Genomic DNA, 15,895 nt, shown 5'->3' with positions numbered 1-15,895 from the left:
CTACGACGTACAGGACGTACAAGTGCCGGCGTTGCCACAGGACGTGGCGTACTTAGTCGATTTTCCTCTGTGGGTATTTAGCCGGCCGGCGCCTAGCCCCTTTGAAAGATAACCTCTTGCCTCTAAGAGTTAAAAACACTTTTTGAGGCAAGAGAACATTTTTCCTCGGGGCTGATTAAGGCGTCTGTGCTTTTCTTTATTCTAATTGACAATTTCGACAAAGTAACTAAAATTCCTTTGCGTTTATTAAAATTTCTTGAAAAATTTAGAAAATCATTATTTTTCCCTTATTTTCTATTGTTTTCGACCTCATTCGATCATTTCATCTTTCTTCATAATCGTTTTTGTCGAATAATCTTTACGAGTATATTTTTATACTTTATTTCTATACAATATGCGAATAAAATACAACAATAACTTATAAAATATATTGTCATAAAAAAATTATGGCGAAATGATGAATAATTTCTTGTTGAAAAATAGATTCTTACGTTATTATAAGAGTTGGACTTTAATCACTATTTTTGTTTTAAATAATTATTTTTTACTTATATAGAAAGGATTTTTTTATGGAAAATGTTACAAGAGAACTTCAGCCTAGACGTAAAGTGCTGTGGCAGCTGACAAGGCCCCATACTTTAACCGCTTCCTTTATTCCTGTTTTAATTGGAACCGTATTAGCTATGCAATATGAACCGATTAATATAAGCATATTTCTAGCTATGTTATTTGCTTGTTTGTTTATTCAAATCGCCACAAACTTGTTTAATGAATATTATGATTTTATCAGGGGTTTAGATACAGTTGATTCAGTAGGTATTGGTGGAGCGATTGTTCGCCATGGGATGAAGCCCAGAACCGTATTACAATATGCACTGATGTTATATGGTGTCTCCTTATTGCTTGGCATTTATATATGTATAAGCAGCAGCTGGTGGATTGCCCTCGTTGGACTTTTCGGAATGGCTATCGGTTATTTATATACAGGAGGGCCGCTGCCAATTGCCTATACCCCTTTTGGTGAATTATTTTCAGGTGTTTGTATGGGATCTATATTTGTTTTAGTATCATTTTATATTCAAACAAATATGATTAATATACAAAGTATGCTTATTTCTGTACCGATTGCGTTTTTAGTTGGTTCCATAAACTTAGCTAATAACATTCGAGATATCGATGAAGATATTTTAGGTGGACGCAAAACAATTGCCATTTTGATTGGTTATGACAAAGCAGTCACTTTATTAGCTGTCCTTTTTGCCTTATCCTATATTTGGATTATTGCCCTAATTTTATTTGGTCTCTTTAGTCCTTGGGTACTGATTGTGTTATGCAGCATTAAAAAGCCAATTCAAGCTATTATCGGTTTTAAAGGAGACCGCAGTCAAACACCTGTTGCAATGAAATCCACTGCATTAACGAACACATTATTTGGTTTTTTTCTATCCATCGGGTTGATACTCCAATACTTGACTTTATAAAAACGGTATTAAAAAAGGTAAAAAGTGCTGGTATTCAGCATTTTTTACCTTTTTTATTGTGTTAAAGCTAATTGTTGATTTTGATACTTTGTTGATTGGAGCGGAAAGCGTGAGACTCCTGCGGGAAAAGCGAGTCAAAGGGAGAGCCCACAAGCGCACAGCGCCGAGGAGGCTCCCGGACTGCCAATGCCTCTCGCTGCAATCAACAGGCAAGTTTAACACAGCCATGATTTAAGAGGCTTTCTGCTTTCCATTTTCGTAAATATTAATGCCTGCTTCATTTAACATCCATTCAATATGAACGCCATATCCACTCGTTGGATCATTAACAAATACATGTGTAACAGCTCCAATTACTTTGCCGTCTTGAATGATCGGACTTCCACTCATTCCTTGCACGATTCCGCCAGTTTTTTTCAATAATTCTTTATCAGTTACTTTAATAACTAATCCTTTTGTTGCAGGGAATTTCTGCGGAATAGAACTAACTACTTCAATATCAAATAACTTTACTTGATCATTATCCACTACAGTTAATATTTGTGCTGGACCTTCTTTCACCTGATCTGCTAAAGTAATCGGCATTGGAGTATCCATTATGCCATTAGACATTTCTTTATTTAGTTCGCCAAAAATCCCGAAAGGACTATTTGTCGTAATATTCCCAATCACTTCTTTATCTGAGGAAAAACGGGCTAATTTTTCACCTGGGTTTCCACTGCTTCCTTTTTCAATGCTTGTTACAGTAGAACGTACAATCTCTCCGTCATCTACTACAATTGGTTTTTTCGTATCCATATCGGAAATAACATGTCCTAAAGCTCCATATTTTTTTGTTTCTGGATGATAAAACGTCATAGTTCCAATACCTGCAGCTGAATCCCGAATATATAATCCTAATTTATAGGAATTTTCACCTTTTTCTTTTAAAGGTAAAAGTTTTGTTTTTATTTGTTTATTATCTCTAATAATCGTTAAATTTAATGCATCTCCTGAATTTCCTGCACTTTGTACAAATGGAGCAACATCTGACATTTTTTCGATTTCTTTTCCATTGATTTCAGTAATCAAATCGCCTACTTTAATCCCTGCTTTATCTCCTGGGGATTCTTTGCCTTCTTCTGTATTCACTTGATGATGACCTACAACTAATACGCCAACTGTATTTAGTTTTACACCGATGGACTGTCCACCAGGGATTACTTTAAAATCTTTTAATACATTCACATCCACTTTTTTTATCGGAATGCCTGCAAGCTCTAATACCATTTCATTTTTGCCATTTTCTTCACCATGTAAAGAAAAGATATGTTCATCCTGACTTAAAGCTATAACAGAATTGTCATCTGTTAACTGCGCTGTAGCAGGAATTGCAGACATAGAGATTTCTGCATTCTGCCCTTCAAAAAGAGTGATGCTTTTTGGTATATGAAGATATGCTCGAAAGGAATTACTAAAACATAAAGAAATTAATGAAACAAGGAGAATTCCACCAATTATTTTTCTAAGGAAGTCTTTTTTCAAACCACTCACTCTCCTCGCTTCTTGTTCACCATGATTATTGGCTACATATATAACTTTGCCTTCATGAAGATCAATTATTACTTGAAAAACTATAAAAAACCTACCCACTTTGGATAGTAATAGAAATTTTTTAAATGGGATATATCTGAAACATCTTCAAACCAAAGTTTGTTTATTTATACCAATTCATTATTTCCAAAAAATGAATAAAACATAAAAATTGATTCAAAATAAAAATGAAATACATCAAAAATAAATAATAAAAACCTCTGATTTACAGAGGTTTTTATTATTTATTCTTTATTCTTAGCTTTTTGCGCTAATTTTAACAGCTCTTTTGCATGCTTTTTTGTTAATTCCGTTATTTCTGCTCCCGAAATCATCCGTGCAATTTCTTTCACTTTATCATGTTTTGATAATGGACAAACAGTTGTCGAGGTTCTGCCATCCTGAATGTTTTTTGCAATAAATAAATGCGTATCAGCTATTGCAGCTACTTGGGGCAAATGCGAGATGCAAAGTACTTGTGAATCGAAAGAAACATTCGCAATTTTTTCAGCAATCGCTTGAGCCACTCTACCGCTTACCCCTGTATCCACTTCATCAAAAATTATCGATGTAATGCCTTGGTGCTTGGAAAAAATGCTTTTTAACGCGAGCATCATTCTCGATAATTCTCCGCCTGATACAATTTTTGATAAAGGTTTTAATGGTTCACCTGGGTTTGTGGAAATATAAAATTCTACTTCATCTACACCATTTTTTGTTATATTGTCTTCAGCTGATATAAACCTTACTTCAAAAACAGTTTTTTCCATATATAGCTCTTTTAATTCTTTATGAATATCATCTGTCAACCGCTCTGCTGCTTGTTTTCGCAATGAGGTTAACTCATTTGCTTGCACGATTAAATCTTTATGGATGCTTGCTAGTTCTTTTTCTAGTTTCTCTATATGTGTTTCTTTATTTTGTAATGTCTCTAGCTCTTCTTCTATTTTTGCCGCATATTGCACAATCTCGTCTACCGTTTTTCCATATTTTCGCTTTAGCATGTTTATTTCATTTAAACGGGTTTCTATTTGATTTAAACGCTCTGGATCATATTCTAGAAAATCTAAGCTGCTGCGGAGTTTACTGGCAACATCTTCTAACAGATAATAGCTGTTAGACACCGATTCAGCCATCTCTTTATATTCTGTATCTAAACTAGCAGCTTCTTCTAAGTGCCCCATTACTTCGCCAATCCAGTCTAATCCTTTTTGATCTCCTTTTAACGCAGTGTAGCCCGTTTGAATGCTATCAAAAATACGTTCAAAGTTTAACAGCCTTTTTCTTTCTTCCAGTAGTTCTTCATCTTCATTTTTTTGCAAATTCGCATTTATAATCTCACTATGTTGAAATTGCAATAAATCCAATCGTTGAGCCATTTGCTGTTCATTTTCCGTTAAATTCAACAGCTTTTTATTTGTTTGATTATAAGAACGATATATATGTTCATACTTTTTAAACACTGGTGATATAACTTCCATTGCAAATGTATCTAATAGCGCTAGATGCTTTGTTTCATCCATCAGTTCTTGATGTTCATGCTGACCATGAATATCAATTAAGCTTGAGCCGATTTCCCGTAATATGGATATAGTAATCAGCTTCCCATTAATTCTACAAACACTTTTTCCGGATATAGAAATATCTCTTCTTAATATAATAGTACCTTCTTCAATATCAATTCCACATTCCTGCAGCTTGCGAAAACAGGGATGTCCCTCATCGATATAAAATAACCCTTCAATCTCTGCTTTATCTTCTCCATGACGAACAAATTCATAAGAACCTCTTCCTCCTACTAAAAGATTAATGGCATCGATGATAATCGATTTTCCTGCACCAGTTTCTCCTGTTAGCACCGTTAATCCTTTAGTAAAAGAAATAGCCAGACTTTCAATTATTGCAAAATTTTTAATGGATAATTCACTTAACAAAAGATGTCACCTCTTTTAAAGCATATCAAGAAAACGATTTGTTATCGTTTTTCCGTCCTCTGTCGTTCTGCAAATGATTAAACATGTATCATCTCCACAAATCGTCCCTAAAATTTCATCCCAGTCTAAATTATCAATTAAAGCCCCAATAGCTTGTGCATTTCCTGGAAGGGACTTTAATACTAATAAATTTTCTGCTGAATCTATTTTTACAAAAGAGTCCACCATGATTCTTTTCAGCTTTTGCAGCGGATTAAATCGTTGATCTGCAGGCAAACTGTATTTGTATCTTCCATCTATCAACGGGACTTTTACTAAATGTAATTCTTTAATATCCCTGGATACGGTCGCTTGTGTTACATTAAAGCCTGCATTCTTTAACTCATCCACTAATTCATCTTGTGTTTCTATTTCATTATTTGTTATGATTTCACGTATTTTTATATGCCTCTGGCCTTTATTCATTCTTTTCACCCTTTAAATAATAATTGCACTGTTGTTTTTTGCTCTACCTTTATTTCGCTGTTTTTTGACAAAAATCCTCTTTATTCTTTTCATTGTATATTTATTAATGAATATTATACATGTTTTTTCATTTAATTTTATGTATTGCAAAAAGGAATAAGTAAAAGCTTATTCCTCAGAGTGTCGAAAAAGTAAGACTACAAACTTTCAGGCTGATTGAAAACGTTTGTCTATCGAGGAACGACCCTTTTTGAGGAGCGGCGGCTAACAGGATGTTGGTCAGAACGACGTTGCAACAGGACGTTGCGAATTTAGTCGTTCATCCTCTTTTACCGGGTAATGAGCACCGCAAAAAACGGGGAGTGACAAAGAGAGCGAACGTTTTTCAACAGCCTGAGGAATAAGTAAAAGCTTATTCCTCAGAGTGTCAATAAAGCTTATTCTTCTTCTTTTTCCTTTTTAGATTTCAATTCTTCATGCGCTTGATCAACCGTTTCTTTAATAGGGTATGTCTTTTCCTGTACGGCCATCGACTGCTCGGCATCCCAATGCAAATGAAGCAAAAACTCAATATTTCCATCTCCGCCTGTTATAGGAGAAAATGACATATTTTTCACTTCATATCCTTCATTTACTGCAAAATCAATTATTTTTTCTAATACTGCTTCATGTACTTTACGGTCTCTCACAATGCCTTTTTTGCCAACTTGTTCACGGCCAGCCTCAAACTGTGGTTTTACAAGGGCAATGACATCACTTTTAGGCACTAGAAGTGTCTTTAATACGGGCAGTATTAATTTTAATGAAATAAAGGAAACATCAATGGACGCAATATTTGGCATTTCTCCTGCTAAGTCGGCAGGTGTAACATATCTGAAGTTTGTTCTTTCCATTACATGAACCCGTTCATCCTGTCTTAACTTCCATGCAAGCTGGTTATAGCCGACATCAACCGCATAAGACATTTTCGCTCCATTTTGCAAGGCGCAATCGGTGAATCCACCTGTGGAAGAACCGATATCAAGCAGTACTTTATTTTCCATATTTACATCAAATACTTGAAGTGCTTTTTCTAGTTTTAATCCGCCTCGGCTAACATATTTTAACGCTTTTCCTTTTACTGTTAAGGTTACATCACTGCTGATTTTTTCCCCTGGCTTATCTAATCTTGTTTCTTGACAATAAACAATGCCAGCCATAATCGCTCTTTTTGCTTTTTCCCTTGTTTCAAATAATCCTTGTTCTACTAATAAAACATCTACACGTTCTTTCTTCATCCTGTTTTTATGCCCTTTTTTGTTTTTTTCTTGCAATAGTTGCAATTCTTTTTACTACTTCTTCTGTATTAAAGTTGATTTCATTTAAAAGGGAAGTTACATCTCCATGTTCAATAAATTCATCTGGAATTCCCATTCGATCAATCACACTAGAAACAAATCCTTGCTCATGTGCAAATTCTAATACATAACTTCCAAATCCACCTTGAAGAACCGCTTCTTCAATCGTTAAGATTGGCATTTGCATGTTTAATAATTCAAACAGCATTTTTTCATCCAACGGTTTAATAAATCTTGCATTGATTATTTTTACAGATACCCCTTGCTTTTCTAACATGCTGCTCGCCTGCAAGGCCATTTCAATGGTTGTGCCGAATGTTAAAATAGCTGCATCTGTTCCCTCTTTTACTACTTCCCATGATCCGATTGGAATGGTTTTTAATGTTTTATCCATTTTAACACCTAACCCGTTGCCTCGAGGAAAACGCATCGCAATGGGACCATCATTATATTGAATAGCGGTATGAACCATATGCTGACCTTCGTTTTCATCCTTTGGCATCATCAACACTAAATTAGGCATATGACGTAAAAAGGCAATATCATAAACACCTTGATGTGTTTCTCCATCAGCGCCGACTAAACCAGCTCGATCAATGCCAATAAACACATTTAATTTTTGGCGACAAACATCATGAAGCACTTGATCATAAGCTCTTTGAAGGAAAGTAGAATAAATCGCCAAAAACGGCTTCATTTTCTGTGTTGCAAGACCGGCAGCCAAAGTTACAGCATGCTGTTCGGCAATTCCGACATCCAACATACGGTCTGGGAACTCTTTCGCAAAGCTTTCTAATTTTGACCCGACAGGCATAGCAGGTGTTATCGCAACAATTCTTTCATCTTTACGCGCTAATCGCAATACAGTATCACTTACCAACTTACTCCAAGCTATCGGTGGATTAATCGGTTTAATTAAATCACCTGTTTCAATTTTATAAGGCCCTGTTCCATGCCATGTACCAATTTTATCTTTTTCAGCAGGAGAAAAACCTTTTCCTTTTTTGGTAAGAACATGCAATAATACCGGTCCTTCTGTTTTTTTCGCATAATTTAATTGTTCAATTAAGTCTTCATAATTATGTCCATCTACTGGCCCCAAATACGTAAAACCTAATTCTTCAAAAAACACACCTGAAACAAGTAAATACTTTAAACTGTCTTTTATTCTTTCTGCTGTTGCTGCAAGCTTGCCGCCGACAGCCGGTATTTTTTTCATAAGCATTTCTAATTCATCTTTTACCCATTGGTATTTGCCAGCTGTTCTTAATCTGCCTAAAACTTGATGCAGTGCTCCTACATTTGGAGCAATCGACATTTCATTATCATTTAAGATGACAATCATATTCTTTTTTTCATCGCCAATATGGTTCAATGCTTCTAGTGCCATTCCACCTGTTAACGCACCATCCCCAATAATTGGAATAATATAAGAATCTTCTTTTTTTAAATCTCTGGCAACTGCCATGCCCATTGCAGCAGATAAGGAAGTAGAGCTATGGCCAGTTTCCCATACATCATGTTCACTTTCATTCATTTTAGGGAATCCAGATAAGCCTTTATATTGTCGCAGCGTATTAAAATCTTTTGCACGTCCAGTTAATATTTTATGCACATAAGATTGATGGCCTACATCCCAAATCATTTTATCTTTTGGACTATCAAAACATTTATGCAAAGCAATCGTCAGTTCAACAACGCCCAGATTTGGACCAATATGTCCTCCAGTCTCTGACAGCTGATTGATTAAAAAATGACGAATATCTTCACTTAGTTCTTCCAGCTCCTCAATCGATAATGTTTTTAAAAAAGATGGATTCTTTATAGACAATAAATCCATTTTTAACAACTCACTTTCCTCTTGTAATAAAGCGTCCATATATCATGTTCATAGTACGTCTTCAAAAAGGTAACAAATTAACAGTACGCCAACAAAGAGTTTCGCCACTTATCATTTGGTGCCTTTTTGAATATCCTCTTATACAGGATCTATTTATTAATAACTTCCCTTTTGTTATTTCAATTAATTATTCGTCCTTTAACAATACCGCATTTTTAACTTGAATCCTAATTTTACTACACTAAATATGTATTATACCATTGTATTCACCTAACAGTAAGTCATTTCCTATGAATCAAAAGAAAAAGAAAGGAACTGGAACGTACTCAGGCTGGAATGTTCTATTTATATTTTTTCGACACTCTGTGTACAGTAATGTACTATTCTTTATTTTAGTTGTTTTTAAACAGATATATGAAGAAAATATAACGCCTACAAAAAAAGATGATCAGCTTAGTTGTTCAACACTATTGCTTCTTTACAAAAATCTCTCCGCAAACAAACGAATGAATCGCTTTTTGTGGAGAGATTTTTTCCTTGTATCTGTATATATGATTTGACATCCTCCCCCACCTAAAATCTTAACGTTTTTTGAGGAAGGGGATTCCAAAGGGATTTCACTGCGTTACAAACCGTCAGTGCCTTTGGTGTTACCGTTACTTCCTCCCATTCCGCACGTTGTTTCCAACAACAAAGAACGGTAGGGAATCATCAGTTAGGTGTACAGCTCAGTCAGGAGCCTTGTAAAGGACATTAAATCCTTTACAGCGGTTTTAAGCCGCAGTTATATCTTTTGATGGTCGTGTAGAAATAACAAAACTTGCATTGACATCTGCATTTTGTTTATGTCCACACGAACATGTATACAAAGAGCCTCGACGGTTCTTTTTTTGTGTATGTCCACATATGGAGCATTCTTGACTCGTTTTGTACGGATCTACTTTTTGCACTTCCAGCTCGGCTAATTGTGCTTTGTAGATAAGTTTTGTTTCTAAGTCAAAGAATGCCCAGGAATGAATATTTCTGTCGCTTTTTTTCCAATATTTTTTCATAGAACGAATAGAAGAGAGGTCTTCGATTTTAATGATAGAAGCACCACAATCTTTAGCAAACTGAACTATTTTCTTTGAGATGACATGATTCCAGTATTGAATGATACGTTGTTCTTTATTTTCTAATCGTTTCAACGCTTTCGTATTTTTCGCTTTTTGTAATTTTCTGCGAAGTTTAAAAAACTTCGTACGAATATGACCAACCTGTTTTCCGTTAAAATGAATATACTGACTTGTTTCCCTATCTCCGGCTACCGCAATATATTTTAGTCCTCTATCAACCCCAATAGATTTTGTACCTGTAGACTTTTTCTCTAATTCAAACGAAAGTGCAAAAGAAAAATACCATTTTCCTTTCTTATTGAACAATTGTCCGTTTCCCTTTTTTAATTTGGAGATATTATCATAGGATGTTTGAAAGAATGAAGAGTTTTTGTCCATTTCTCCCGTCAAAAGAAAACCAATCCAAAAAAGAGTATACGCATTGGTCTTTAAAGGAACGTATTTATCTATTGTAAGATTTCCCTTCTCCATTGTAGGAATTCCCAACTTAAGATAACCATTATCCTGTCTTAACCTCCAATTCTGGTTATTAAATAGAATGGATATTCTTCTGCGAAAAGAAGGAAAGCCTTTCGTTTTCTTATTCTTTTTCCAGTCTTCGTATCGACTAAGTGCCAGTTTTCTAGCTTCTTGAATGAGGGTAGAAGGAAGTTCAATAGGAGCTAATCTTTTATCTAATTCCGACTTTGTTACTGCAGGATTTTCTTTTTTGTATTGAATAGCTATATTACAAGCTTCCGAAAAGTTTTGTCGCATCATTTCATACATCTTTTCTTTCACTTTTGTTGGTTGAAACAAGGGCAGTTTAATCGTAATGGTTGGCATTTGTTTCACCTCCTTCTTTTGATAAGAATATTTTACCAAAACAAGAACAAGCGTTCCAGTTATATCTTCTTTTAAACAAAAAAAAGAAGGCGATTCATCTCCCACCTACTCTCTTCGTTCCTTGAGGAAGGAGTCTTCTCGCTCAACTATGATAAATAATTAATTATTACGACGTGCAACTAAATCAGTAATCGCATCTAACAAGTCTGTTTCCAGCGTAAGCTCTTTTAAAATATTTTTCGCTTTCTCAATATGGATTTCCAGCTCTTTTTTTGCCCCTGTCAACGTTAATAACGCAGGATACGTACTTTTTTGATTATTTTCATCACTGCCAACAGGTTTACCGATAAGTTCTTCATCGCCTTCAAGATCTAAAATATCATCTCTTATTTGAAAAGCCAACCCTAGATGGTGAGCAAAATCAGTTAACTTCTCTATTTGCTTATTATCCGCTTTACAAAGAATCGCACCTGTTATGACGCTTGCGATCAATAATTTTCCTGTTTTATGTATATGAATATATTCTAATTCTTGTTGGTTAAGCTTTTTCTCTTCGCCTTCCATGTCTGCCACTTGTCCGCCAACCATACCTTCAGGACCGGCAGCTTTTGAAATAACCTCTATCACCTTTAATTTAACATCTGCAGAAATAGAGTCATCTTGCATTTGCGCTATTAATTGAAAGCTATAAGTTAAAAGCGCATCTCCAGATAAGATAGCCATTGCTTCTCCAAATACTTTATGATTTGTCGGCATCCCTCTTCGTAAATCATCATCATCCATACTTGGCAAATCATCATGGATAAGGGAATACGTATGAATCATTTCTAACGCTGCAGCAGGAAAAATTCCTTTTTCAGGATTTTCTCCAAAAGCATTCATGGTGGCGAATAATAATAATGGACGAATGCGCTTTCCACCAGCACTAAGTGAATAATGCATGGATTCTTTTATAATAGATGGTGCTGAAAGTTTATCTACACTTTCTTTTAACAGTTTTTCTAACAATGTTTTATATTTTGCTGCAAAAGAGTCCAAGGAAATAGGCTGCAAAATATTATTCCTCCTCTGACATGGAAAAAATCTCTTTTTGTCCGTTTTCCAGCATAATTTCAGCAAGCTGTTCTTCTACATTTTTCAGTTTATCGTGACAAAATTTTGAAAGTTCCATCCCTTTTTTATATGTATTTATTGCTTCCTCTAATGGTACATCTCCTTCTTCTAGTTTATCTACTATTTTTTCTAATTCATCCATTGCTTCTTCAAACGAAAGCGTTGTTTTTTCTGCCACTATTAATCACTCCTTTATAGATATAACCTTTGCATCTACCGAACCATCCGCTAGCTTTACTTCTATCGTATCATTTTCCTTTACTTGGTGAACGCTACTAATTAATGTCCCACCTTTTAAATAAGCGACATTATATCCCCTTTCCATAATTTTCAAAGGGCTTAACGCATCCATCGTTCCAATCATGGACTGAAATGCTTGTTGTTTTTGCTGATAAATAAGCGCGATATTTCTTTTTAGATTCTTTTCTAATAAGGCTAAGTCTTTTTCCGCTTTATTTACTAATTCATGTGGATGATTTCGCTCCAACTGTTTTGTCAACTGATTTAATTTGTCTGTTTTTGACTCGGATAATTTGTTTATATGACGCAACAGCTGCTCCTTTTGCTTATCTAACTGCTCCATCTTTTGTTCAAACAACACTTTTGGATATCGAAATGCATAAGATTTTTTCAAACGATTTAATCGTATTCGTCGATGTTCTATTTTTTCTTTCATTGCCCGTATTAATCTTGTTTTTCTTATCATAATTCGTTCTAGCACATCTTCTAAATTAGGTACAGCTAATTCTGCAGCACCCGTTGGTGTTGGAGCACGTAAATCTGCGACAAAATCTGCAATCGTAAAATCTGTTTCATGACCAACTGCTGAAATAATGGGAATGGCAGAAGTATAAATCTCTCTTGCAACCGCTTCTTCATTAAAAGCCCAAAGTTCCTCAATCGAGCCGCCACCTCTACCAACAATTAATACATCAATAGACGGTTCTTGCATTAAATTTGCTTTTGTAATGGCATTTACGATGGAAGGGGCTGCTGTATCTCCTTGTACGAGGGCAGGGAATAGAATGACTTTTGCTATCGGATACCTTCTTTTAATTGTGGTGAGAATATCACGAATAGCTGCGCCGGTTGGTGACGTAATCACACCAATTGTTTTTGGGTATTTAGGAATGGATTTCTTGTAGTCTGGTGAAAATAAACCTTCTTGTTCTAATTTTGCTTTAAGTTGTTCATATGCTAAATATAAATCACCAATACCATCTGGTTTCATTTCTTCTACATACATTTGATATTGCCCACTAGGCTCATAAACGGTAACACTTGCCTTTATTAATACTTTCATGCCGTTTTCCGGCATAAATTTCATCGCTTGGTTATTTCGCGCAAACATAATAGCCAATATTCTTGCTTTATCGTCTTTTAATGTAAAGTACATATGCCCACTGCTATGTTGTTTAAAGTTGGATAGTTCTCCTTTTACATATACATGATGCAAATGAGGATCTGCATCAAATTTTCTTTTTATGTATTTCGTTAAAGCTTGTACAGATAAATACTTTGACTCCATCGTAATACTACTCCTTGTTCAGGATTAGAAAGGAACAATGGATAGCCCCATTATTCCCTTCTCTAAACCAGACCGAAAAACTATTGATTTTGTTTCATTTTGGATAATACGCCATTAATAAATTTGCTGGATTTATCGTCTCCGTACAGCTTGGCAATTTCTATTGCTTCATCAATTACGACGTTTGCCGGGACATCCTCTGCATTATATAATAGTTCAAAAGTCGCTAATCTTAATATATTTCTATCTACATTTGCGATTCTTTCTATCGTCCAATTTTCTAAATATTTTTTTATTGTTTCATCGATTTTATGCTGGTGCTCGATAACGCCATCTACAAGTTTTACTAAGTAAGCATCTCTTTTTTCCCCTTCTAAAACATGTTGAATGGCTTCTTCTTTTTCTGTTTTACTAAGGTCGATTTGAAATAATGCTTGTAATGCTTTTTCTCTTGCCGTTCTTCTTTTCATTTATTGTCTTAAGCTCCTTTAAAATCTTCACAGTTTATAATAACTATCATACAGCAGGAAGTCTGTAAACTGCTTTTCTATACATTTCACAAAGAAATCTCTAGCTATGTCATTTGCTTTTATAAACGCTCTTTTCGTATAGATTGTTGTTATTTAACCAGTGCTTCAGCCATGTTTATTATTTTATTCAAAAACAACAAACTTTTAGAATACATCCTTTATAAAAAAATAATAGCATAAATAAGAAGAAACTTCTATGTACTCTCTTTCCTTTTTCCTATGAAAAAGAAGGCAGATAATGTTCAAAAAAACAAAAGACTGACTCATGGAAAAAAGGCTCCTTTGTGTTTCACCAAACAGCTAATATGCTGTTTGGTGAAACATATGCCTATCCCCGAGCAGTCTTTTCAATAAATTTATTAAATTTCCTGATCATATTCTGATTCAGTTGCTTTTGCTGTTTCAAACTGAATTCCGACAACATGAATATTTACTTCTTCCGCAACTAAAGCTGTCATATTAATGAGTGTTTGACGAATATTATCTTGAATTTGTTGGGCAACTTGTGGAATGGATACACCAAAATTCAATACGCAGTACACATCCACTTTAATGCCTTCTTCTGTTAATTCTACTTTCACACCTTTGTTATGAAGTTTTTTTCCTAATTTCTCTACCACACCAGCTGCAAAATTGCCTCGCATTTGCGCAACGCCTTCTACTTCTGATGCAGCAATTCCTGCTATTACTTCAATTACTTCTGGTGCAATTTCTACTTTGCCCAAACCATCATGTTCTTGATTCATTTCTAGAATAGTCGTTTCTGTCATCATAAATTCCTCCTTCTATTCCTCTGATTTCATCAAATCATACATCTCTAAAAATTTTGTGTTGAAATTACCTTCCACAAACTTTTCATGATTAAGGAGCTTCAAATGAAATGGAATGGTTGTGTGAACACCTTCAATTACAAATTCACTAAGAGCCCGTTTCATACGAGATATAGCTTCTTCTCTTGTACTTCCATACGTGATAACCTTTGCGATCATACTATCATAGTATGGAGGAATAGAATAACCTGGATATGCTGCCGAATCGATTCGAACCCCTAAACCTCCTGGTGGAAGATACATATTGATTTTTCCTGGTGAAGGCATAAAGTTTTTCGCAGGATTTTCCGCATTTATTCGACATTCAATTGCCCAACCAGTAAATGTAACATCCTTTTGTGTTATTTCCATTGGTTTTCCTGATGCAACTAGTATTTGTTGTTTTATCAAATCAATACCAGTAACCATCTCTGTAACTGGGTGTTCTACTTGAATCCGCGTATTCATTTCCATAAAATAGAATTCTTGCTGACGATAATCATAAATAAATTCTACTGTACCTGCACCAGTGTAATTAACCGCTGCCGCAGCTTTTACTGCAGCTTCTCCCATTTTACTACGCATTTCTTCAGTAATAACAGGTGATGGCGTTTCTTCTAATAACTTTTGCAGCCTTCTTTGAATAGAGCAATCTCTCTCACCTAAATGTATAACATGGCCATAGTTATCTGCAAGAACTTGCACTTCGACATGACGAAAATCTTCAATAAATTTCTCTAGATAAACACCTGCATTTCCAAATGCAGTAAGCGCTTCTTGTTGTGTTATTTTAATCCCTTTAACAAGCTCTTCTTCTGTTTTTGCCACACGGATTCCTTTTCCGCCGCCCCCAGCAGTTGCTTTAATGATAACAGGATAGCCAATTTTTTGCGCTAATGCCATTCCTTCTTCTATATCTTGAATAATTCCTTGTGATCCAGGTACAATTGGCACGCCCGCTTCTCTCATCGTTTCTCTAGCAATATCTTTTGTTCCCATTTTATTGATTGCTTCTGGACTTGGACCAACAAATGTAATATTACAGTCTCTGCATAATTCAGCAAAGTCAGCATTTTCTGCCAAAAATCCGTAACCTGGATGTATAGCATCACTGCCTGTTAACGTTGCTACGCTTATTATGTTAGTAAAATTCAAATAGCTGTCTTTCGATGCAGTAGGTCCAATACAGTATGCTTCATCTGCAATTTGGACATGCAGTGATTCTTTATCAGCTTGTGAGTAGACAGCGACGGTTTCTATATTTAGTTCACGACATGCTCTTATAATACGAACAGCAATTTCCCCTCTGTTTGCAATTAACAGTTTTTTAATCATTGGTTAATCCT

At 35.2% G+C, this 15,895-nt stretch carries 13 protein-coding genes; 1 reads left to right on the top strand and 12 read right to left on the bottom strand.

Annotated features, from left to right (window positions below; all coding sequences use genetic code 11):
- Window positions 1-569 precede the first annotated feature (569 nt).
- Complete coding sequence (locus ACTYA4_RS17185; RefSeq protein WP_443480086.1) at window positions 570-1,481, top strand: 1,4-dihydroxy-2-naphthoate polyprenyltransferase; 912 nt, start codon at window positions 570-572, stop codon at window positions 1,479-1,481.
- 231 nt (window positions 1,482-1,712) lie between these two features.
- On the opposite strand, the gene spoIVB is transcribed toward ACTYA4_RS17185, so the two are convergent.
- From spoIVB to accC, 12 genes are all read right to left on the bottom strand, one after another.
- On the bottom strand, window positions 1,713-3,005 hold the full coding sequence (gene spoIVB / locus ACTYA4_RS17180; protein ID WP_443480087.1) for a SpoIVB peptidase: 1,293 nt from the start codon (window positions 3,003-3,005) through the stop codon (window positions 1,713-1,715).
- A 293-nt stretch (window positions 3,006-3,298) separates the two neighbouring features.
- Window positions 3,299-4,987 (bottom strand): DNA repair protein RecN, encoded by a 1,689-nt coding sequence (gene recN, locus ACTYA4_RS17175; RefSeq protein ID WP_443480088.1) that lies wholly within the window; start codon window positions 4,985-4,987, stop codon window positions 3,299-3,301.
- Between the two features lie 15 nt (window positions 4,988-5,002).
- Window positions 5,003-5,452, bottom strand: coding sequence for a transcriptional regulator AhrC/ArgR (gene ahrC, locus ACTYA4_RS17170; protein ID WP_443480089.1), 450 nt, complete (start codon window positions 5,450-5,452; stop codon window positions 5,003-5,005).
- 437 nt (window positions 5,453-5,889) lie between these two features.
- Window positions 5,890-6,729: a TlyA family RNA methyltransferase gene (locus ACTYA4_RS17165; RefSeq protein ID WP_443480090.1), complete on the bottom strand. Its 840-nt coding sequence runs from the start codon at window positions 6,727-6,729 to the stop codon at window positions 5,890-5,892.
- A 7-nt stretch (window positions 6,730-6,736) separates the two neighbouring features.
- Complete coding sequence (gene dxs, locus ACTYA4_RS17160) at window positions 6,737-8,629, bottom strand: 1-deoxy-D-xylulose-5-phosphate synthase (protein WP_443480169.1); 1,893 nt, start codon at window positions 8,627-8,629, stop codon at window positions 6,737-6,739.
- Window positions 8,630-9,402: 773 nt separating this feature from the next.
- On the bottom strand, window positions 9,403-10,569 hold the full coding sequence (locus tag ACTYA4_RS17155; protein WP_445505770.1) for an RNA-guided endonuclease InsQ/TnpB family protein: 1,167 nt from the start codon (window positions 10,567-10,569) through the stop codon (window positions 9,403-9,405).
- 159 nt (window positions 10,570-10,728) lie between these two features.
- Window positions 10,729-11,622, bottom strand: coding sequence for a polyprenyl synthetase family protein (locus ACTYA4_RS17150; RefSeq protein WP_443480092.1), 894 nt, complete (start codon window positions 11,620-11,622; stop codon window positions 10,729-10,731).
- A gap of 4 nt (window positions 11,623-11,626) precedes the next feature.
- Window positions 11,627-11,860: an exodeoxyribonuclease VII small subunit gene (gene xseB / locus ACTYA4_RS17145; RefSeq protein ID WP_443480093.1), complete on the bottom strand. Its 234-nt coding sequence runs from the start codon at window positions 11,858-11,860 to the stop codon at window positions 11,627-11,629.
- Window positions 11,861-11,866: 6 nt separating this feature from the next.
- On the bottom strand, window positions 11,867-13,210 hold the full coding sequence (gene xseA / locus ACTYA4_RS17140; RefSeq protein WP_443480094.1) for an exodeoxyribonuclease VII large subunit: 1,344 nt from the start codon (window positions 13,208-13,210) through the stop codon (window positions 11,867-11,869).
- A gap of 80 nt (window positions 13,211-13,290) precedes the next feature.
- Complete coding sequence (gene nusB / locus ACTYA4_RS17135; protein WP_443480095.1) at window positions 13,291-13,680, bottom strand: transcription antitermination factor NusB; 390 nt, start codon at window positions 13,678-13,680, stop codon at window positions 13,291-13,293.
- Window positions 13,681-14,099: 419 nt separating this feature from the next.
- Window positions 14,100-14,510, bottom strand: a complete 411-nt coding sequence (locus tag ACTYA4_RS17130) for an Asp23/Gls24 family envelope stress response protein (protein WP_443480170.1) — start codon at window positions 14,508-14,510, stop codon at window positions 14,100-14,102.
- A 15-nt stretch (window positions 14,511-14,525) separates the two neighbouring features.
- Window positions 14,526-15,884: an acetyl-CoA carboxylase biotin carboxylase subunit gene (gene accC, locus ACTYA4_RS17125; RefSeq protein WP_443480096.1), complete on the bottom strand. Its 1,359-nt coding sequence runs from the start codon at window positions 15,882-15,884 to the stop codon at window positions 14,526-14,528.
- Window positions 15,885-15,895: the final 11 nt, after the last annotated feature.

It is taken from the genome of Niallia yueguangensis, from assembly GCF_052663115.1.
This window is presented reverse-complemented; position numbering and strand designations above follow the sequence as displayed.

Excerpts from the sequence above, each read along its gene's own strand:
- ACTYA4_RS17185 (WP_443480086.1), top strand. The coding sequence starts at position 570 with ATGGAAAATGTTACAAGAGAACTTCAGCCTAGACGTAAAGTGCTGTGG.
- ahrC (WP_443480089.1), bottom strand. The coding sequence starts at position 5,452 with ATGAATAAAGGCCAGAGGCATATAAAAATACGTGAAATCATAACAAAT.
- ACTYA4_RS17165 (WP_443480090.1), bottom strand. The coding sequence starts at position 6,729 with ATGAAGAAAGAACGTGTAGATGTTTTATTAGTAGAACAAGGATTATTT.
- dxs (WP_443480169.1), bottom strand. The coding sequence starts at position 8,629 with ATGGATTTATTGTCTATAAAGAATCCATCTTTTTTAAAAACATTATCG.
- ACTYA4_RS17155 (WP_445505770.1), bottom strand. The coding sequence starts at position 10,569 with ATGCCAACCATTACGATTAAACTGCCCTTGTTTCAACCAACAAAAGTG.
- xseA (WP_443480094.1), bottom strand. The coding sequence starts at position 13,210 with ATGGAGTCAAAGTATTTATCTGTACAAGCTTTAACGAAATACATAAAA.
- nusB (WP_443480095.1), bottom strand. The coding sequence starts at position 13,680 with ATGAAAAGAAGAACGGCAAGAGAAAAAGCATTACAAGCATTATTTCAA.
- ACTYA4_RS17130 (WP_443480170.1), bottom strand. The coding sequence starts at position 14,510 with ATGACAGAAACGACTATTCTAGAAATGAATCAAGAACATGATGGTTTG.
- accC (WP_443480096.1), bottom strand. The coding sequence starts at position 15,884 with ATGATTAAAAAACTGTTAATTGCAAACAGAGGGGAAATTGCTGTTCGT.